The 19,203-nt window shown below is 37.1% G+C and carries 17 protein-coding genes; 9 read left to right on the forward strand and 8 right to left on the reverse strand.

Features of this window, described 5'->3' with window-relative positions; translation table 11 throughout:
• The first annotated feature begins 94 nt into the window (after positions 1-94).
• Positions 95-442: a hypothetical protein gene (locus FFM71_RS05255; RefSeq protein WP_137611125.1), complete on the forward strand. Its 348-nt coding sequence runs from the start codon at positions 95-97 to the stop codon at positions 440-442.
• Between the two features lie 95 nt (positions 443-537).
• On the opposite strand, the gene pstB is transcribed toward FFM71_RS05255, so the two are convergent.
• The 4 genes from pstB to FFM71_RS05275 all read right to left on the reverse strand — a co-directional run bounded on the left by pstB (position 538) and on the right by FFM71_RS05275 (position 4,129).
• Positions 538-1,332 carry a phosphate ABC transporter ATP-binding protein PstB gene (pstB, locus tag FFM71_RS05260; RefSeq protein ID WP_137611126.1) on the reverse strand — a complete coding sequence of 265 codons (795 nt, stop codon included), beginning with the start codon at positions 1,330-1,332 and terminating at the stop codon, positions 538-540.
• 11 nt (positions 1,333-1,343) lie between these two features.
• Complete coding sequence (gene pstA, locus FFM71_RS05265) at positions 1,344-2,231, reverse strand: phosphate ABC transporter permease PstA (protein WP_137611127.1); 888 nt, start codon at positions 2,229-2,231, stop codon at positions 1,344-1,346.
• A complete protein-coding gene (gene pstC, locus FFM71_RS05270) occupies positions 2,232-3,149 on the reverse strand; it encodes a phosphate ABC transporter permease subunit PstC (RefSeq protein WP_137611128.1) in 918 nt (305 codons plus the stop codon). It abuts the gene before it with no gap.
• Positions 3,150-3,226: 77 nt separating this feature from the next.
• Positions 3,227-4,129 carry a phosphate ABC transporter substrate-binding protein PstS family protein gene (locus FFM71_RS05275; protein WP_137611129.1) on the reverse strand — a complete coding sequence of 301 codons (903 nt, stop codon included), beginning with the start codon at positions 4,127-4,129 and terminating at the stop codon, positions 3,227-3,229.
• Positions 4,130-4,515: 386 nt separating this feature from the next.
• Between FFM71_RS05275 and FFM71_RS05280 the strand changes: the two genes are divergently transcribed.
• Positions 4,516-5,256, forward strand: coding sequence for a winged helix-turn-helix transcriptional regulator (locus FFM71_RS05280; protein WP_137611130.1), 741 nt, complete (start codon positions 4,516-4,518; stop codon positions 5,254-5,256).
• A gap of 124 nt (positions 5,257-5,380) precedes the next feature.
• Here the strand turns inward: FFM71_RS05280 and FFM71_RS05285 are convergent, their stop codons facing one another.
• Entirely contained in the window at positions 5,381-8,032 is a 2,652-nt protein-coding gene (locus FFM71_RS05285; protein ID WP_137611131.1) for an HAD-IC family P-type ATPase, read from the reverse strand.
• A gap of 552 nt (positions 8,033-8,584) precedes the next feature.
• Between FFM71_RS05285 and nagE the strand changes: the two genes are divergently transcribed.
• Positions 8,585-10,564, forward strand: coding sequence for an N-acetylglucosamine-specific PTS transporter subunit IIBC (nagE, locus tag FFM71_RS05290; protein WP_137611132.1), 1,980 nt, complete (start codon positions 8,585-8,587; stop codon positions 10,562-10,564).
• 150 nt (positions 10,565-10,714) lie between these two features.
• On the opposite strand, the gene FFM71_RS05295 is transcribed toward nagE, so the two are convergent.
• Together FFM71_RS05295 and FFM71_RS05300 are read right to left on the reverse strand one after the other, a co-directional pair.
• The gene (locus FFM71_RS05295; RefSeq protein WP_137611133.1) at positions 10,715-11,752 is read right to left on the reverse strand and encodes a PTS sugar transporter subunit IIC; all 1,038 of its coding nucleotides are present in this window, start codon (positions 11,750-11,752) and stop codon (positions 10,715-10,717) included.
• A gap of 21 nt (positions 11,753-11,773) precedes the next feature.
• A complete protein-coding gene (locus tag FFM71_RS05300) occupies positions 11,774-12,712 on the reverse strand; it encodes a 2-dehydropantoate 2-reductase (RefSeq protein ID WP_137611134.1) in 939 nt (312 codons plus the stop codon).
• A gap of 145 nt (positions 12,713-12,857) precedes the next feature.
• On the opposite strand from FFM71_RS05300, the gene FFM71_RS05305 reads away from it, so the two are divergent.
• Both FFM71_RS05305 and FFM71_RS05310 read left to right on the forward strand, forming a co-directional pair.
• Positions 12,858-13,538 carry a DUF4867 family protein gene (locus tag FFM71_RS05305; protein WP_137611135.1) on the forward strand — a complete coding sequence of 227 codons (681 nt, stop codon included), beginning with the start codon at positions 12,858-12,860 and terminating at the stop codon, positions 13,536-13,538.
• A gap of 258 nt (positions 13,539-13,796) precedes the next feature.
• Positions 13,797-14,624, forward strand: coding sequence for an N-acyl homoserine lactonase family protein (locus FFM71_RS05310; protein WP_137611136.1), 828 nt, complete (start codon positions 13,797-13,799; stop codon positions 14,622-14,624).
• On the opposite strand, the gene FFM71_RS05315 is transcribed toward FFM71_RS05310, so the two are convergent.
• Positions 14,613-15,149 (reverse strand): TetR/AcrR family transcriptional regulator, encoded by a 537-nt coding sequence (locus FFM71_RS05315; protein ID WP_137611137.1) that lies wholly within the window; start codon positions 15,147-15,149, stop codon positions 14,613-14,615. The genes FFM71_RS05310 and FFM71_RS05315 overlap by 12 nt on opposite strands.
• Positions 15,150-15,774: 625 nt before the next feature.
• Here FFM71_RS05315 and FFM71_RS05320 point away from each other — a divergent pair.
• The 4 genes from FFM71_RS05320 to FFM71_RS05335 all read left to right on the forward strand — a co-directional run bounded on the left by FFM71_RS05320 (position 15,775) and on the right by FFM71_RS05335 (position 19,046).
• Positions 15,775-16,749 (forward strand): PTS sugar transporter subunit IIB, encoded by a 975-nt coding sequence (locus FFM71_RS05320; RefSeq protein ID WP_137611138.1) that lies wholly within the window; start codon positions 15,775-15,777, stop codon positions 16,747-16,749.
• Between the two features lie 46 nt (positions 16,750-16,795).
• Positions 16,796-17,611 carry a PTS mannose/fructose/sorbose transporter subunit IIC gene (locus FFM71_RS05325; protein ID WP_137611139.1) on the forward strand — a complete coding sequence of 272 codons (816 nt, stop codon included), beginning with the start codon at positions 16,796-16,798 and terminating at the stop codon, positions 17,609-17,611.
• Positions 17,612-17,630: 19 nt separating this feature from the next.
• Positions 17,631-18,542: a PTS system mannose/fructose/sorbose family transporter subunit IID gene (locus tag FFM71_RS05330; RefSeq protein WP_137611140.1), complete on the forward strand. Its 912-nt coding sequence runs from the start codon at positions 17,631-17,633 to the stop codon at positions 18,540-18,542.
• A gap of 111 nt (positions 18,543-18,653) precedes the next feature.
• Positions 18,654-19,046 carry a DUF956 family protein gene (locus FFM71_RS05335; RefSeq protein WP_137611141.1) on the forward strand — a complete coding sequence of 131 codons (393 nt, stop codon included), beginning with the start codon at positions 18,654-18,656 and terminating at the stop codon, positions 19,044-19,046.
• Positions 19,047-19,203 lie beyond the last annotated feature (157 nt).

Consider the following 19,203-nt stretch of genomic DNA (forward strand, 5'->3'; position numbering starts at 1 on the left):
TTTCAGCCTTTAGATTATTTGATAAACAAGTAAAATAAGAGACGGGTCAAAAAGATGACTCGTCTTTTTTTATTCATAAATGTGAGGTTTGTCTATGTTAATTGATAGTATTGAAGATTTGAAAAAAGCGACAAGTAATAAGGAAAACAATTTTAAAGTTTCTGGGGCCGCATTTGATTTGTGTTATGAAATTCATATGGAGCAGGTTGTTGGCAGTGCTAATGACTGGTCAATTGCGGTTACTCATGGTTGGATGGCAATAATCACGTTGTTCAACCACAAGATTCATCGGGCATTTATGAGTCAGAAAAAGAAAAATCGAGCTGATTTAAAGCATGTGATATTTCGTCACTATATTATTAAGAAGACGGATGATAATAATAAATATGAGCTGGCTCTGCGAAAGCAAGTTTCCGGTGCTGAGGACAGCATAACTAACTAACACAAACGTGTTAAGTTTGATTTTGTTATCTTTAAAATCGCTGCTAAAGCAAATAAAAAAAGAGATAATTCTTAATTGAATTATCTCTTTTTTTATTATCCAAAGTTTCCAGAGACGTAATCGTCTGTGGCTTGCATTTTAGGTTTAGTAAAGACGTTGGCTGTCGAATTGTATTCAACAATATGACCTAAGTGTAAGAAGGCTGTGTAATCACTAATACGTGAGGCTTGTTGTAAATTATGTGTCACGATGATGATTGAATAGTCTTTCTTCAATATTTGCAAGGTCTCTTCAATTTTAGATGTTGAAATCGGATCTAGAGCACTTGCTGGCTCATCTAGTAGAAGTACATCCGGATGCATGGCAATTGATCTGGCAATGCATAGACGTTGTTGTTGACCACCAGAGAGTGCTAGAGCACTTTTGTTTAAGTCATCTTTAACTTCATCCCAAAGGGCGGCTCCACGTAGACTTTGTTCCAAACGTTCTTCCAGTTCATCGTTACTTTTAATACCAGTATTTCTTAGGGGAAAAATGATGTTTTCACGAATAGATTTAGCGAATGGATTGGGTCTTTGAAAAACCATTCCGATATGTTGGCGAACTTCGTAAACATTTATTTTTGGACTATTAATATCAACGTTACGATACATGATATTACCGTCCACACGAGCAACTTTATCATTCATACGATTCAGACAACGAAGAAAGGTCGATTTTCCACAACCAGAAGCACCAATCAGAGCCGTGATTTTGTAACGTGGGAAATCCATATTTGCATCAAAAATGGCATGATTGTCGCCATAGTAAACTTGTAAATTTTTAGTTGAGAGTGCCTTCTTTTCCGGGATATCAGTTATGTATGATTCATTTAAGTTATATTCTTTCAAAAGTTAGGACCTCATTTCGTGGCAGTAATTTTTTTGTATAATTTATTACCCAAGAAACGTGCTCCTAGGTTGAAAATCAAAATAACGATAATCAAAACGGCAGATGATGCACTTGAAATTAGATTGGCATCTGGGGTAACGCTCTCGGTATTAACTTTCCAAATATGAACAGCCAATGTTTCAGCAGGACGCATTGGATTTAAAAAGCTGGTTGCTGAGAAAACATTCCAGTTCGAATAATCCACTGTTGGAGCACTCTGACCGGCTGTGTAAATTAATGCGGCAGCTTCACCGAAAATTCTTCCGGCACTGAGGATCAAACCAGTTAAAATACCGGGTAGAGCTGCTGGCAAAATGATTTTGGTAGTTGTCTTCCAATTAGAAAGGCCAAGTGACATACCAGCTTCTCTTTGTAAATTTGGAACACTACGCAGTGATTCTTCAATGTTTCTCGTTAATAAAGGTAAGTTGAAGAATGTCAACGCAATGGCACCTGAGAGAATTGAGAAACCTAGATTTAATTTAATAACAAATAGTAAATATCCGAACAAACCAACGACTACAGAAGGCAGAGAACTCAACACTTCAACACTGGTTCTGATTAAATCAGTAAACCAATTGTCAGACGCATATTCAGATAAGTAGATTCCGGCACCTAGACCAATTGGTAGTGAGACGATGATTGTTAGGACTAGTAAATAAAGAGAATTGAATAGTTGATCACGAATACCACCACCAGCACTGAATGACTGAGCGGGAGACGTTAGGAAATGCCAAGATATATCTGGTACTCCGTTAAAGAGAATGTAACCTAGAATTGCTACTAATATTAAAATGACGGCTGCTACTAAAGTGTAAATAACACCTGAAGCAACGTGGTCCCATTTTTTTGCATTCATTTAGAATCGACCTCTTTTTCCAATGAATTTAACAAGCATATTGAGGGCTAAGGACATCAATAACAGGATCAATGCCAATGACCAGAGTGCATTGTTAGGCAAAGTGCCCATCACTGTGTTACCGATATCGGTAGTTAATTTACTTGTTAAAGTTGATGCTGGAGAAATTAAGTTTTTAGGCATTAAAGCTGCATTACCAATAACCATTTGAACGGCCAAAGCTTCACCAAAAGCCCGAGCCATTCCGAAAATAATAGCGGTTAAAATTCCTGGTACAGCAGCACGTAAGATGACTTTGTAAATAGTTTGCCATCTGGTAGCACCAAGTGCTAACGATGCTTGACGATAATAGAGTGGTACTGACTTCAAGCTATCGACTGACAGTGAAGTAATTGTAGGTAAAATCATTACGAAGAGAACTAATGTACCTGAGAGAATACCGAATCCTGTGCCACCAAAAATATTTCTAATGAAGGGTACGACAACGGTTAATCCGATAAATCCATAAACAACTGATGGGATACCAACAAGTAACTCAATTACAGGTTGCAAAATTTTGCTACCACGTTTGCTTGAAAATTCCGCCATGAAAATAGCGACACCTAAAGCAAAAGGAGTTGCTATCAAAGCAGCCAAAAGGGTAACACTGAATGAAGTTACGATCATTGGTAATGCACCGACTTCAGGATGTCCTGAGGCATCAGTTGCACCGGGGTTCCAATTAGATTTGGTTAGAAAATCGAGTACTCTAACATGGTCCTTGGTGAAAGTTGCTAATCCTTTGGAAGCAATAAAATAGAGGATACAAGTAACTAGTAAAATGATTAAACCTATACAAAGATAACAAATTCCCTTACCAAAGTAGTCTTGGAAAGTGGCTTTGGACTTCGTTTGTAGTTTTTTTTGAATATCATCCATCGGGAATCACGCTCCTGTATATTAAAAAAAGAACCTCGACCAAGATAGGACAAGGTTGAAGTTCTCTTTATAATTGATTATTTTGAACTAACTGTTCCTTTAGAATCTTTTTGAACTTTCATATTGTGGATACTGATGTAACCCATATCTTTAACTAATGAGTCTTGAACATCTTTAGAATTCATGTAGTCAAGGAACTTAGTTGTAGCACTGTCGGGTTTACCGTTAGTGTACATATGTTCATATGACCAAATCTTCCACTTGTCTGATTCAACATTATCGTCAGTTGGTTTTACATTATCAATTGAGATAGGTTGAATCTTGTCATTAATGTATGAGAATGCAAGGTAACTTACAGCACCTGGTGTACTTTCAACAATCTTTTGAACAGTACCATTTGAATCTTGTTCTTGAGACTTAACAGCTTCGGAACCCTTAAGAACTGCAGCTTCAAAAGTTGCACGAGTACCACTACCTTTAGCACGGTTTACGACAGTGATTGTTTCATCCTTGCCGCCAACTTCTTTCCAGTTTGTGATCTTACCAGTAAAGATTTGTTTTACTTGATCCATAGTAAGGTTCTTAACGTTAGCGTCTTTGTTAACAACTGGTGCCATACCAACAACAGCAACCTTGTGATCAACTAATTTCTTTGAATCAATACCTTGTTTTTCTTCAGCAAAAATATCTGAGTTACCAATTGTAACTGATTTGTCTTGGACTTGGCTCAAACCTGTACCTGAACCACCACCCTGAACAGTGATGTTAACTTTACTATTCTTCTTTTGGAAGTTTGCAGCACCTTTTTCAACAAGTGGTTGTAAGGCAGTTGAACCAACGACAGTAATTTTGCCTGAAGCTTCACTACTTGAGCTCTTTGATGAAGTAGCGCTCTTGCTACTGTTATTTGCACAGCCAGTTAGAACCAACATCAATGCGGCGAAACCTAGCACTAATGAAATAATAGTTTTCTTTTTCATTTCTAAAACCCCTATTCAAATTCGAATTAATAAAATCTTTTACTGAACACTTATAAAGATAACGGTGGCGTGTATATATAATGTTTATTTCATGTAAAGTTTTTGTAAAGTTGTTAAAAAAATATACATTTGGTTTGTAGACTAGGAAACGCAGGGGAATCAAGGAGCAGCCAATTATTATTACATTTGTATTTGTATATATTGAAAGACAATAGGGGATTTGGTCAATATAAATGACCCACAGTATTTACATTGCTATAATCAAATTGTGATGTGGCTGTAGTTAATTTTATTTCAAGAAATCTATTTGCAAGGATGCCTTGAATTTTAATATTGTAATAGTTTCTGCCCTTGCAATATTAAATGACAGGAAGGAAGTAGTGTACATGCAACCGCTAGTATTGCTCAGCAATAAGCTACCACTCTTTATTGAAATCAATGGTTATTTTAATAATCAAGGTTGGTTCATTCGTAATATCACTGATCCAAATGAAGTCGAGAAGTTAGTTGAAAAAGAAGAAATTGCAGGATTGTTATGGGATTTCTCGACGACTGATTTAAATCAATCGTTGAAGATACTCAAAAATGTTCGTAGTAAAATATCTGGTCCAATAATTGTTTTGGCACCAGCTAAAGAGAAAAAACGTAGATCCTTATTTTATAACATCAACATCGACAGCTTCATCACGAAACCTTTTGAATATCCAGAACTAGTCGCAAAAGTTAAACAATTATTCTGGGTTTATGACCAGTTTTCTATCACTAAAGATGTACCTAAAACCGCAAGAAAAGAATTTAAAAATGATACTGTAAAATTTAATGATATCGTAATTGATTTTAAACATTATCGCGTGACCCATAATGGCTATGATTTAGGCCTGACGCCAAAGGAATTCAGCCTTTTTTGGTATTTAGTTCAACATCGTGGCAAAGTACTTAGCAGAGATCAATTATTAGAAGGCGTCTGGGGCTATGATTCAGCAGGTTCTAGTCGAACCATAGATATTCACATCAGTCATTTACGTGATAAATTAGCAGAGAAATCTAAGTCAACGGATTGTATTAAGACAGTTCGTGGCTTCGGATACGTGTTAGATAATGATTATCCACTAGTGTCTGAAAAGTAACAAAGGGCATGATTTTTCCTTTTAAAATCTGAGAATCAAAACAAATAGGCCGCAATCCATAATTTGGATTGCGGCCTATTTGTTTTATTGCTTAAAGGTTGAACCTGATTTGTCTCAAACTTTATTATCGTTTGATTTTGAGACGAATTAACTTATCAATTTCAGTAACCACTAGGACGATAGCACCAGCAGCAATTGCCATTCCCCATTGTGCCCAGCCAATTGAACCTGTTGAGAAGATTCCTTGCATGAATGGCACGTAAGTTAGAAATAGCTGCAAGAGAATCATCAAACCTACGAATAAAAAGGCCTTGGGATTTGAGAATAACTCTTTTGAAAGTGCTAATTTAGGAGTTCTGATATTGAATAGGTAGAAAATTTTACCAATGATCAAAGTGTTGACCATTGTTGTACTGGAGATAACTTCACCGACACCTTGATTATTTAGATAGATATCGATAATTAGACTGACAGCCGCAATCAGAATCGCCACGTAAGTCATTTGGAAAATATCATGACGGCTCATCAACTTGCTACCAGTTTTTCGAGGAGCCCGATTCATGATGCCATCTTCAGCTGGTTCGAATATTAAGGCAAATTGAATCGTAATTGCTGAAACCATGTTGATCCAAAGCAATTGTGTCGGTTGTAGCGGAATTTCTTGTTTGGTCAAGATGGCGTAGGCAACAATCAGACCTTCTGAGAATGAAATTGGCAATAAGTAGAGAATACTTTTCTTGATGTTATCAAAAATTCTACGACCTTCACGAATGGCAGATGACATCGTAGCAAAGTTGTCATCTGTCAGAATCATGTCAGCAGAATCTTTGGCAACGTCAGTTCCCTTGATACCCATGGCAACACCGATATCGGCACGCTTTAGAGCAGGGGCATCGTTGACACCATCACCAGTCATAGCGGTAACTTTGTTATTTTCTTGTAAAGCTTTGATAATTTCTAACTTGTTACTTGGTGTTGTACGAGCGAAAACTTGATTCTTGTCAGCAGCTTTAATTCGTTCGTCTTCAGAAAGCTTATCCCACTCAGGACCGGTAATGGCATGTATTTCTGCAGCTAAACCTAATTTTTCACCAATTGATTTAGCAGTAACAGCATTGTCACCAGTAATCATTTTGACTTCAACACCGGCGTCTCGCATGATTTTCAGAGATTCAATAACTTCTTCACGAGGCGGATCGATGATTGCAACTAAACCTAAGAAGTTCAGGCCATCGACAATCATCTCATGAGTTACTTCATCAGCATCATTAGGTGCCTTTTCGTAACCAACGGCGATGACGCGTTTACCTTCAGCAGAAAATTGTAAAACTTTTTGCAACCAATAATCGTAATTAAAGTTGGCATCTTGTTTCTGGGCCATTTCCAATAATTTATCAGGTGATCCCTTAACAAAAAGGAAACGTTTCTTTTCAGAATCCTCAACGATTTTACCGATATAACGGTAGTCCGAATCAAACGGTAAGATGTCGATTTCTCGATATTTATTTTCTTGACCATAAGGGAAAACCTTGTGATAAAGGGTTAAGAAGGCACCATCGGTTGGTTCACCATTGATTATCCATTGATCATCTTCATGAACTAGGGTAGTGTCATTAGCTTGGTAACCAGCCTCTAAGAATAATTTCAAGCGTTTAGATATTTCGACTGGTTGATTATTTTGAACAATTTCACCAGTTGGTTCATAGCCAGTTCCTGTAACTTGGTACTCTTGGTCATCAATCAAAATATCGGTAACTGTCATTTCGTTCTTAGTTAAGGTACCAGTTTTATCAGTTGCCACAACGTCGACCGAGCCCAATGTTTCAACAGCTGGTAAAGTTTTTACAATGGTGTGTTGACGTTTAGCCATATCGCTAACACCTTTGGCCAAAATAACAGAGGTTGTAGCGGGCATACCTTCGGGAATCGCACCAACCATCATGGCGACGACGGCCAAAGAAAGCACTGGTAATGAATAAGTATCGAAGATTAAACCAATAATGAAGATGATTATTGATGCGGCAACAATGAAGTAAGAAACGTTAGTTCCCAAACTATCAATAATTTGCATTAAAGGTGTCTTACGCTGTTTAACAGAACTAACTTCGTCAGAAATTTTACCAATTTCAGTATCTTTAGCGGTCGCAACTACCAAGCCACTACCACTACCATTAGTTACAGCAGTGGAAGCAAAAGCCATATTTCGTTGCTCAGCTAGTGGAACATCATTTTGTAAAGCGTCTGCAATTTTTTCTACAGAGTTTGATTCACCAGTCAAAGCTGATTCTTGAATTCGCAAATTATCGGAATCAATGATTCGGAGATCGGCGGGGACATTATCACCAGCCTCTAGAAAGACGGTATCACCGACAACCAAATCTTCGGCAGGGATGTCTTTTCTTTGACCATCACGGTAGACAGTCGTTTCAATTGAGAGCATCTGTTTAATCTTATCCAGTGCATCGGAAGCATTAGATTCTTGATAATAACCAATGATGGCATTGATAATAACTACCAAGAAAATAATGATTGAGTCCGAATAGTGTCCCATCAATAGTGTGATCAGCGTGGCTGCAATTAAGACGTAGATAACCATATTGTTGAATTGACGGAAAAATATTTTCCATTTTGGTGTCTTATGGGCCTCTAATTTGTTAGGACCATTTTCACTCAAACGTTTTTGAGCTTCCTTTGTAGAAAGCCCTTTTTTGAAATCATTTGTTTTGTATGTTTCTTTTAAATTTTTAAATCCTATTTGATAGGGTTTAGTTTTCAATTAATATCTCCTCATTCGTTTAAATTAGATAAAAGTTCGATTTTGTTTTCGGCTTTGACAGTGGGAAGTTTGTGATGTAAGAACGAAAAGTTCAATGACTTAACGCACGTTTACTACAGGTTTCTCACTCTTAAAACCTCTGGTTAGTCTGTAGTTATTAAAGATTAAGAATAACTTCGACCTTCAGTTTTATGGTGCAAAAAAAGCGCATTGCTAATTGAAGTAATGTGCCGCCGCTAATGTCTAATTCGATGCAAGAAATATATAAGTTTCGTTTTCAGTTAAAATTTCACTCCTTAAATGCTGTGTAGATATAAATATATCAGGGTATATACATTATGTCAATATTAAAGAAATGATTAGTTTTTTGTAATGGCAATTTCAATATGGAATATACCAATAATGAATCTATCTAGTCCAATAGGCTATTGAAAACGTTTAACTTCCTTACATAATACATAAATTATAATAAAAGTATTGTCACATACAATGTATACCAGTATGATTGAATTTGTTAGAAGAATATTTTAATTTGGGGAGGAAAATGGGAAAATGAAAACCTATCTTCAAAGAATGGGCCGATCTCTTCAATTACCTGTTGCCGTTTTACCGGCCGCAGCATTATTAGAAGGAATTGGTCACTGGTTGCCACAGAGTTGGGGCTTATCACAGTTCTTGCAAGTTGGAGGAACTGCTATCCTCAGTCAGTTAGCTTTATTATTCGCCGTGGGATTGTCAATTGGGATGGCAAAGGTGAAAGATGGGGCCGCTGCTATGGCTGGTGTTGTAGTATATATCGTACCAACTTATGTTTTAGCACCTAATCAAGTGGCATTGTTAAAAGGTATCAAAGTGGGAGAGGTTGATCCTGCTTTTAATGCGATTGCCGGAAATGTTTTTATTGGTATCGTTGCTGGTTTGATTGCGGCAGCCTTGTTTGATCGCTTTCATGAGACCAAATTACCAATGGCGTTGTCATTCTTCAGTGGTAAACGACTTGTACCAATTATGGCAACACTCGTAATGCTACTAGTTTCAGTTATTCTGTTATTTATTTGGCCCGTATTATACGGGGCTTTAATTACTTTTGGTAAATTTATCGTAAATCTAGGTTGGGTCGGTGCGGGACTTTTCGGATTTTTCAATCGTCTGTTGATTCCAACTGGATTACATCAAGCATTGAACCAAGTCTTTGAATTCAATATTGCTGGTATCAATGATATTGGTAATTTCTGGGCTAATAAGGGTACTAAAGGTGTCACTGGAATGTACTTAGCTGGTTATTTCCCTGTAATGATGTTTGGGCTTCCTGCTGGAGCCTTGGCAATTTACAAAAATGCTTTACCAGAGCATAAGAAGACTACGGCCGGCTTGATGTTGGCAGGAGCCTTTGCATCATTCTTTACTGGTGTTACGGAACCATTGGAATTCTCATTCATGTTCGTTGCTTGGCCACTTTATGTTATCCATGCGATCTTTACGGGATTGTCGATGGCCTTTGCGGCATTCATGCATTGGACAGCCGGATTTACATTTAGTGCCGGATTAGTCGATTATATTTTGAGTTTTCACATGCCAATTGCAAATAAGCCTTATATGTTGTTAGTTCAAGGTTTAGTAATGGCGGTTATTTATTACTTCGGATTTGATTTTGCCATTAAGAAATTCAATTTAATGACACCTGGTCGTGAGCCGATCGAAGAAGATTCTGTACCAGTTGAGGAAGTTTCGACGTCTAATACTGATGATAAATACATGGTTATGGCTAAGAAAGTTTACGCTGGTATTGGTGGTCACGATAATATTAGTGTGATCGATAATTGTACAACTCGTTTGCGTTTGCAATTAAAAGATACTGGTAAAATTAATAAATCTCAGATCATGAGTGCTGGCGTTGCTGGTGTGAATGTTTTGGATAAAGTTAATATTCATATAGTTGTCGGAACCGAAGTTCAATTTGTGGCTGACGCTTTGAAGAAACTTTATGATGAAAATGTTTCAATAACAGCTACTGCTGTTCCTTCTGACCAACCAAAAAAGGCTGAACCAGTCAGTGATGTAAAATCTGGTGAAACGGATACTTTTTATAGCATTGCCAATGGTCTTGTCGAGGATATTGAAAAAGTTTCTGATCCAACCTTTGCCCAAAAGATGTTAGGTGATGGATATGCGGTCGTACCAACAGACGGTGAGATTACAGCACCTGTTGACGGAACTATTTCCACGATTTTCCCAACGAAGCACGCATTAGGGATTAAGACTGCCAGTGGACTAGAAGTTTTAGTTCACATGGGTATCGACACTGTTCAATTAAAAGGTGAACCATTTGATCTTAAGGTCAAAGAAGGTCAAGAAGTTAAACATGGTGATCAACTAGCACAAGTTGATTTGAATAAAATTACACAAGCTGGCAAGAAAACTGACATGATGGTTATTATTACCAATATGCCAAGTGTCGCCTATATGAAATATAATGTCCTTGATAGGGATGTTAAGTTAGATGTTGAAGTTGTTAAAGCTACGACTAAGTAAAGAGTCTCACCCTTCATAAATCAAGTAATCCCCCTAGAAATCTTAATTTTTAGGGGGATTTATTTTTGTTTGATCAGACTGAGGGAACATTCAAATCTTGTTGCAAACATGATAAAAAAGAGCAATCCCGTCGGGACTGCCCTTTTGCGATTAACCTAAGAATTCAAAAACATCTTTACGGTTATATAAATGTAAAACTTTTTCTAATAAGAATTGTAATGCTAAGGCAACGATAATTGGAACAACTAACCAACTTATCAATAGCAGAACAACGTTCAATCCAGCTTCCAATGAAGCTAATGGTCCAACTAATCCAACAAGTCCAAACCCAGCTGAGGCAGGTGTTCCCGAAATACTGAATAAAGCTACAGGAATGGCAGAGATGGCAGCAGTGATCAGGCAGGGAATTAAGATGATTGGTTTTCTAAATAGATTTGGCATCATCATCTTCATTGCACCTAGGGCGATTGCAATCGTCACACCGGGTTTGTTGATTTTCCAAGAATTAACTACTAATACGATTGTTGTAGCGGCAACTCCCATAGCGGCAGCACCAGCGGAAATACCGTTCAATTGAATAGCCATACCAATCGCAACGGTTGAAATTGGTGAAATAATCAATGTCGCAAAAGCACAACTGATTAAAATACACATTATAATCGGTTGTAAAGCTGTGAATGAATTGATTCCATCTCCAATAGCCTTAGTAATGTCAGTAACGAAAGGATAGAGGTAAAAACCAATTAATCCGGCTCCGACACCGACAACAATTGGGGTTAAAACAATTGCAACTGAACCGAATTTTTCACCAATCAATAAAATCATACCAACGGCGATTGATGCAGTTAACATAGTATTGATGATATCGCCTGTACCGGCGCCAATGTATGCTTGAGCTTTTTCATTGAACTTGATAACTCCGGAACCGACGAAAGCGGCACCACCGACAACCATCATTGGCATTGGTTTAAAACCGAATTGTAAAGCAATTAAAGCTCCAATCAAAAGTGGCGTTCCAAGTTGGAAAATGATTGCCATTTGTCCAATTGCAACAGCAAACGGGTTGTTCCCAAAGATTTTTAGAATTGCTGCTAACACGGCATTTGGAATCAAACCGATAATAATACCGGTCGCCGTTCCTGACAGAACTTTGTTGAGAAAGACTTTGGGTGTTAGTGTGTTATTCATATGTGAACTCCTGTAATTGGATTATTTGGCTCCAAGTATATCTTCTTTACAATGAATTAATTGCGTTAATAAATCACAGTAAGGGGTAGCGATGTTATATTTTTGACCCTTGCGAGAAACAGCACCGTTGATGTAATCAATTTCTGTCAAACGATGATTATTGATTAAATCTTGATACATTGATGGATAATGTTTACCAATAGTTTCAGGATCAAAACATGATTCAACGTGAGCAACAACCTCTTTAGTATCAAGATCCACACCTTCAGCATGAGCTACGGCGGCAAATTCATTGACGACTGTTACTACTAAATCATGGGCTGGTTTAGTAGCACCCAATTCGGCCATATTGACATCAAGGATTGAGCAAAGACAGTTCATTGTGCCGTTGACACAGGCCTTACGGTAGATTGAATAGTGAATATTGTCAGAATAGTTAGCGTTTAAGCCCGAGTCAGATAATATTTTTGCCAATTGCTTAGCCATATCTTCTTGACCATTGCCAAGGTTTTGCAATTCTACAGAACCATTACCGAAGAGCTTAACTTGTCCAGGACCAACTAAACCAGCTGTCCACATAGTATTACCGATAAAGATATTTTCCATCGGAATGTACTTCTCAATGGTATCTTCGTGTCCGATACCGTTAAGCAAGCAAAGAATCTTTGTATCTTTTGAAATCAATGATTTAACATCTTGCAACATTTTATCCAACTGCATAGATTTAGTGAATAAAATAATTAAATCGGCCTTTTCAGTACTTTTGATTTCTGATTGGAGCATTACGGGGATATTGACTGTGATATCTTCACCATTCAAGTTGGCTTTGAGACCATGTTCTTTAATAGCATTGACATGATCAGGCCAACCATCAACTAGAGTAACGTCGTTGCCACCCTGATGGAGCATGATTCCAAAGCGACTGCCCATAGCACCCGCACCTGCAATAATAATTTTCATAGTATCTCTCCTTAATTTAATTATGTCATTATTATACTTGGTTTATTGTGAAAAAAGCTACAATTAATTAGATAGCTATTGACTAAAACGTTTTCAACTGTTAGATTATGTTTGAAATAAACAATAGTAAACATGGGGGAACAGCATGAGTTCATTAGAAGATTTCCAAAAATTAAATCCAGAATATAAGATCCTCTCAATTGATGATCCAGATTTCAAGAAGTACGGTAAGGTTTATACAAACTATGATATTAGTGAAGTAACTGATTATATGGATAAGAATGTTAAAATTTCTAGTCCTGCTAATTTTTACACACCAACTAATAAGGGCCTTGAAGCAATTCCAGTTATCCAAGAAATGGGTCGAGATATTTATGCTTATATGCCAATTGAAGCTGGCGAATGTACCGGTCAATCAACCAACTTTTCAGCTATCGAATATCACCAAGGTAGTGAAACTAATATTATGTTGACTGATGTCATCATGGTTTTGGGACAACGCTCAACACTTGATACTAAAGGTTCATACAGTCCTGCAGACGATGGTCAAACATTCTTCGTTCCAGCAGGCACAGTCGTTGAATTTTATAGTTCAACTTTACACTATGCTCCAATCAAGGTTCATGATTCAGGATTCTCAATTATTGTAATGTTGATCAAAGGCTCTAATGAAGAGTTGCCTGCAGATTTCAAGAGTACAAACAAGCGTATCGTTAAGCAAAATAAGTTCCAATTAGTTGATCCAAGTCGTAAGGACAAGATTGCTATTGGCGTTCAAGTTGGTTTGACTGGTAAGTTGATTGAAATGAAGCCATTAGATAAATAATGCGTTAAATAGATTACAAAAAAATAGAAGAGTTCCCATCGGTAAAAAAACTGATGAGCTCTTCTATTTTTTTATAATGGCGAGAACAATTCAACTTTCAGTAACATAAGCTAATTCCAATAGTTTTGGAACAATTAATACTCAAAATCCAGAATAATGTATCTTATGAGACACATTGTCTCAAATTGATTCTATAAATAAACTAAATCTCAAGTTATGATATATCTGTAATCAAGATAAATAACTGGAGGTTTTTTTATGTCTGCGAAAATAAAAATACATGTTTTACACACAGGACTAGTCAAAGTTGATAGAGCTTTGCCATACCATGGTTTATATCGTAATCCCATGGCTTTTACTGGGCTATTCAGAAGCGAAGTCAATCAAGTGACTGTGCCAGTTTCCAGTTATTTAATTGAACATCCAAAAGGATTGATTTTGATAGATACTGGTTGGAATAAAACTATTCGACAAAGCAATTGGAAAGAATTAGGACCTCAAATGCAAGTCAATAAAGGTTACTTACCAGCAGGGTGGGCTGTAGATGAAAGATTGGATGCTTTGGGATATCAGCCGACCGACCTGGATTATGTTTTGATGAGTCATCTGCATTGTGATCATGCTAGTGGGATGAAATTAATTAAGGATGCCAAAAAAATTTTGGTTTCTAGTGACGAATGGCAAGCCGCCAATAAATTATCCTTAGTTTATTTGCCTCACGAATGGGCTGGCGTGAATGTGGAGACTTTTGATTTTAATCAAAGTAAAATAGGACCCTTTAATAAATCTTTCGATTTGTTTGGTGATGGCAGTGTTGTACAAATTTATACACCCGGACATTCAAGTGGTTTAACATCAACTTTGATTCGTGGTAAAGATGGAAAATATGTTTTATTAGCAGCTGATACAGGTTATTCAGAAATGTCTTGGGGGAAAATGTTAACGCCGGGAATCTGCGTCAATCGAAATCAAGCAGTGACTTCATTGGGATGGACTAGAGAAATGGCTTATCATCCTGCCTGTGTTGCTGCGATTGCTAATCACGATCCAGAGGTTGAACAGCAAATAATTGAATTAGAGTATTAGTTTTTTTAAAGAATCATTCATAAAAGCGGCTACCTCTTTGGAATAGCCGTTTTTTAATGTCCAAGTAATAGCAGTCAGGGCATTAATTGCATAGATATCGGTTAGAAAATCTATAGGTAAATTTGATGGTAATTTTTCTATTAAATCCAGACTCGCATTTTTTAAAATTTGTTGGATCTGAGTAGCCAGGTCGTTAGTAGTTGATTTGAGGTCTAATAATGTGAGAAAGGTTTGGCGTTGATCGAATAATTCTTTGTATAAATAAATGAGCAGTGAATCATCATTTAGTTGTGTGTTTCTTCTATTAATAAGTTCTTGAAATTTTTGACTAAGATCTGTGATCATTTGATTCAATAATTCGTATTTATCGTCGTAGTGGTGATAAAAGGTACTTCGTCCAATTAGGGATTGTTGACAAAGGTCATTAACAGTAATTTTTTCGAAAGTTTGGGTTTGCAATAAATCAATCAAAGTTATTTGAAGTAACTCATTGGTTTTTTGATATCTCAGATCTTTTTTAGTCATTTTGACTCCTTTAAGAAATTTTAAGATTTTTTTTAACTAAAAATGGACTATACAAATTGGTAACTACCAGTTTCAGTAAATAGTGATTTATTCGACAGTATATTTCTCAAACAAAAAATCCTCGTAAACATAAGTAACAAGCTGTTACATATATGTAACATGTGAAATAAATCTAACATAAATATATCATCTTTTTAAAGTAAATTGAAAATGTTGATATGATGGGGACTAGACCGGCTTTTAAATGAAAACGATGAAAAATAATGATAACTTTCAAACATCACAAAGGGTCAATAATTAAAGGAAAAACAGTTCATTTTGCTTTGACTAAATAATACCTATTTTTCAAACATATTGATATGGAAGCTACTATAGAGGAACCAGAAATCTGAAAAATGAATTAAAATATTTATCTTAAAAGTTTATATTTGTTTTAATTTGGTTCTTTTTGTTAAAAGAGGTGTTTTTTTTCTGAAAAAATGATATTATGTAAGGGTTCACATGAAGGGTGAGCTCTATTAAAGCGGTTTATTTAGAAATTATTCTATTTTTATTGTCAGTATTGACCTGAAATGGGTGGTCAAAGTAAGCGCTTTAATGACATAAAAATAAAGGAGGATTAAACATGGTTGGAATTGTTATTGCAAGCCATGGTGACTTTGCCGATGGCATCAAGATGTCAGGTTCAATGATTTTCGGTGAACAAAAAGATGTTCAGTCCGTTACATTGCAACCTAGCATGGGTCCTGATGACCTAAAGGCAAAATTGGAAGAAGCTGTTTCTTCTCTAGAAGACCAAGAACAAGTATTGTTCCTAGTTGATTTATGGGGTGGAACACCATTTAACCAAGTAAATGGTTTGTTCGAGGCACATAAGGACAAGTGGGCTATTGTTGCTGGACTTAACTTGCCTATGCTGATTGAAGCATATGCTTCACGTCTATCGATGAACTCAGCACACGAAATTGCTGCTCATATTATTGAAACAGCAAAAGATGGTGTGAAGGTTCGTCCAGAATCACTACAACCAAAGGAAGCTCCTAAGGCTGCTGCACCAAAACAAGGACCTGTAGGTGGTCAACCAGGACCAATGAAATATGTATTGGCTCGTGTTGATTCACGTTTATTGCATGGTCAAGTCGCTACTGCATGGAGTAAGTCAACAAATCCTACTCGTATCATTGTTGTTTCAGATAATGTTGCTAAGGATGATTTGCGTAAACAATTGATTATGCAAGCTGCACCAGTTGGTGTTCATGCTCACGTTGTCCCAATCGACCAAATGATCAAGATTGCAAAAGATGACAAGCACTTTGGTGCTGAACGTGCACTATTGCTCTTCGAAACACCACAAGATGTTAAGAAGGCAATTGACGGGGGAGTTCCATTGACAACAATTAATGTTGGTTCAATGGCTCATTCAGTTGGTAAAGTTCAACCAAACAAAGTTTTGGCTTTTGATCAAAACGATATCGATACTTATAAGGCTATGGAAAAAGAAGGCATCAAGTTTGATGTTCGTAAAGTTCCTACAGACTCAGAAGATGATCTCGATAACATTATGAAAAAAGCTCAAGCAGAATTGAACAAAGAAAATTAATTTTATTCACACATATATGTAAGAAATAACACGGAGGATTATAATCATGCAATTGAATGCTATTCAAATGATTTTAGTCGTTATTGTATCTTTCTTAGCTGGTATGGAAGGTATTTTGGATGAATTCCATTTTCACCAACCAGTTATCGCTTGTACATTAATCGGCTTAGTTACAGGTCAATTATTACCTTGTCTTATCTTAGGTGGTTCATTACAAATGATCGCCTTAGGTTGGTCAAATATCGGTGCTGCCGTTGCACCTGATGCTGCTTTGGCAGCTGTTGCTTCAGCTATTATTCTTGTTCTTGGTGGTAAAGGTAAGGCCGGTGTTGGTTCAGCTATTGCTATTGCTGTTCCTTTGGCTGTTGCCGGATTACTACTAACAATTTTGGCACGTACATTAGCAACTGGTATTGTCCACATCATGGATAGAGCTGCCGAAGAAGGTAGTTTTGGAAAGATTGAAATGTGGCAATATATCGCTATTGCAATGCAAGGTATCCGTATTGCTATCCCTGCTGCATTGATCTTAGCAATTGGTGCTGGTCCCGTTAAGGAACTATTGAATGCTATGCCTGCTTGGTTGTCAGATGGTTTGTCAATCGGTGGTGGTATGGTTGTTGCTGTTGGTTACGCTATGGTTATCAATATGATGGCTACTAGAGAAGTATGGCCATTCTTCGCAATTGGTTTCGTACTTGCTACAGTTACACAATTAACACTTATCGGTCTTGGTGCTATCGGTATTTCTATTGCCTTAATCTACTTGAAATTATCTAAATCAGGTGGTAATGGTGGCAACGGTGATGGAGGAAACTCTAACACTGGTGACCCAGTCGGCGATATAATAGATAACTACTAAGAGGGAGGAACACACAAACATGGCAGATCAAGTAAAGATTTCTAAAAAAGATAGAATTTCCGTTTGGTGGCGTTCAACATTCCTTCAAGGTTCATGGAATTACGAACGTATGCAAAATGGTGGCTGGACTTATTCATTGATTCCAGTACTAAAAAGATTATATAAGACAAAAGAAGACCGTGCTGCAGCTTTGAAGCGTCACATGGAATTCTTCAACTGTCACCCATACCTAGCTTCACCTATTCTTGGTGTTACTATGGCTTTGGAAGAAGAACGTGCTAATGGTGCACCTATTGATGATGTAACTATTCAAGGTGTTAAAGTTGGTATGATGGGTCCTTTGGCTGGTATTGGTGATCCTGTGTTCTGGTTCACTGTTAAGCCAATCATTGGTGCTCTAGCTGCTTCACTTGCTATGACAGGTAACATTATGGGACCTATCATTTACTTCGTAGCATGGAATGCCATTCGTATGGCCTTCATGTGGTACACACAAGAACTTGGCTACAAAGCTGGTTCAAAGATTACAGATGACCTATCTGGTGGTATTCTACAAGATATCACAAAGGGTGCTTCAATTCTGGGTATGTTCATCTTGGGTTCATTGATCAACCGTTGGGTTGTTGTTAAGTTCACACCAACAGTTTCATCAGTTAAACTTGATAAAGGTGCCTTTATCGACTGGTCACATATTCCAGCTGGTGCACAAGGAATCAAGGAAGCCTTGATTCAACAACAAGCGGGTCTATCATTGACTACTAATAAAGTAACAACATTGCAAGATAACTTGGATCAATTGATCCCTGGTTTAGCAGCATTGCTACTAACATTGTTCTGTATGTGGTTACTAAAGAAGAAAGTTTCTCCAATTGTTATTATTCTTGGATTGTTCGTTGTCGGTGTTGTACTACACGTACTTCACATTATGTAATTATTCGAAACTTTCACTTATGGGGTGGACTCAAAAGAGTTCCGCCTCTTTTTTGATAGTAAATAAAGACGTATAATACTTTTATAAATAGAGATAAAGGGGTTAGTTTAAATGGTTCAATCATTAAATACGAAGTCGGATTTGGTCATGAATGCAACTTCTCACTTAGGAATGGCAGATTACGGTAAGATCATGGTTGGAGACAAAGGTTTCGAATTTTATGATGACCGTGATGCTAGTAACTATATCCAAATTCCTTGGACTGAAGTTCGTTTGGTGATCGTGTCAATTATTTTCGGTGGTAAGTGGATTCCTCGTTTTGCGATCGAAACAAAGAAGAATGGGACGTTCTCATTTTCAGCAAGAGATCCTAAGAAAGTTTTGCGAGCTATCCGAGTTTATATTAAACCGGACCATATCGTACGTTCACTCGGATTCTTCCAGGTTGTAAAGCGTGCCTTTACTAGAAATCCTAATAAGAAATCTAAAAAGTCTAAAAAGTAAATTGTTTAAAGGTTGAAAGTTTAGTTAAGTAGTGCCGTTTCCAGAGCTGAGAGTATTCAATTGCTGCGCGGAACGGCCCGAGCCAAAGTACGGTCTCGAACGAGGCTGCTGAAAAACTAAATTAGAGAAATTTAATCCACCATTTTCGTTTTATTTG

This window comes from Companilactobacillus huachuanensis (assembly GCF_005404815.1).
Classification (GTDB): domain Bacteria; phylum Bacillota; class Bacilli; order Lactobacillales; family Lactobacillaceae; genus Companilactobacillus; species Companilactobacillus huachuanensis.

What these genes read in the sequence shown, in the direction of transcription:
- FFM71_RS05255 (WP_137611125.1), top strand. Translation starts at nt 95, where the DNA reads ATGTTAATTGATAGTATTGAAGATTTGAAAAAAGCGACAAGTAATAAG.
- pstA (WP_137611127.1), bottom strand. Translation starts at nt 2,231, where the DNA reads ATGAATGCAAAAAAATGGGACCACGTTGCTTCAGGTGTTATTTACACT.
- pstC (WP_137611128.1), bottom strand. Translation starts at nt 3,149, where the DNA reads ATGGATGATATTCAAAAAAAACTACAAACGAAGTCCAAAGCCACTTTC.
- FFM71_RS05275 (WP_137611129.1), bottom strand. Translation starts at nt 4,129, where the DNA reads ATGAAAAAGAAAACTATTATTTCATTAGTGCTAGGTTTCGCCGCATTG.
- FFM71_RS05280 (WP_137611130.1), top strand. Translation starts at nt 4,516, where the DNA reads ATGCAACCGCTAGTATTGCTCAGCAATAAGCTACCACTCTTTATTGAA.
- nagE (WP_137611132.1), top strand. Translation starts at nt 8,585, where the DNA reads ATGAAAACCTATCTTCAAAGAATGGGCCGATCTCTTCAATTACCTGTT.
- FFM71_RS05295 (WP_137611133.1), bottom strand. Translation starts at nt 11,752, where the DNA reads ATGAATAACACACTAACACCCAAAGTCTTTCTCAACAAAGTTCTGTCA.
- FFM71_RS05300 (WP_137611134.1), bottom strand. Translation starts at nt 12,712, where the DNA reads ATGAAAATTATTATTGCAGGTGCGGGTGCTATGGGCAGTCGCTTTGGA.
- FFM71_RS05305 (WP_137611135.1), top strand. Translation starts at nt 12,858, where the DNA reads ATGAGTTCATTAGAAGATTTCCAAAAATTAAATCCAGAATATAAGATC.
- FFM71_RS05310 (WP_137611136.1), top strand. Translation starts at nt 13,797, where the DNA reads ATGTCTGCGAAAATAAAAATACATGTTTTACACACAGGACTAGTCAAA.
- FFM71_RS05315 (WP_137611137.1), bottom strand. Translation starts at nt 15,149, where the DNA reads ATGACTAAAAAAGATCTGAGATATCAAAAAACCAATGAGTTACTTCAA.
- FFM71_RS05320 (WP_137611138.1), top strand. Translation starts at nt 15,775, where the DNA reads ATGGTTGGAATTGTTATTGCAAGCCATGGTGACTTTGCCGATGGCATC.
- FFM71_RS05325 (WP_137611139.1), top strand. Translation starts at nt 16,796, where the DNA reads ATGCAATTGAATGCTATTCAAATGATTTTAGTCGTTATTGTATCTTTC.
- FFM71_RS05330 (WP_137611140.1), top strand. Translation starts at nt 17,631, where the DNA reads ATGGCAGATCAAGTAAAGATTTCTAAAAAAGATAGAATTTCCGTTTGG.
- FFM71_RS05335 (WP_137611141.1), top strand. Translation starts at nt 18,654, where the DNA reads ATGGTTCAATCATTAAATACGAAGTCGGATTTGGTCATGAATGCAACT.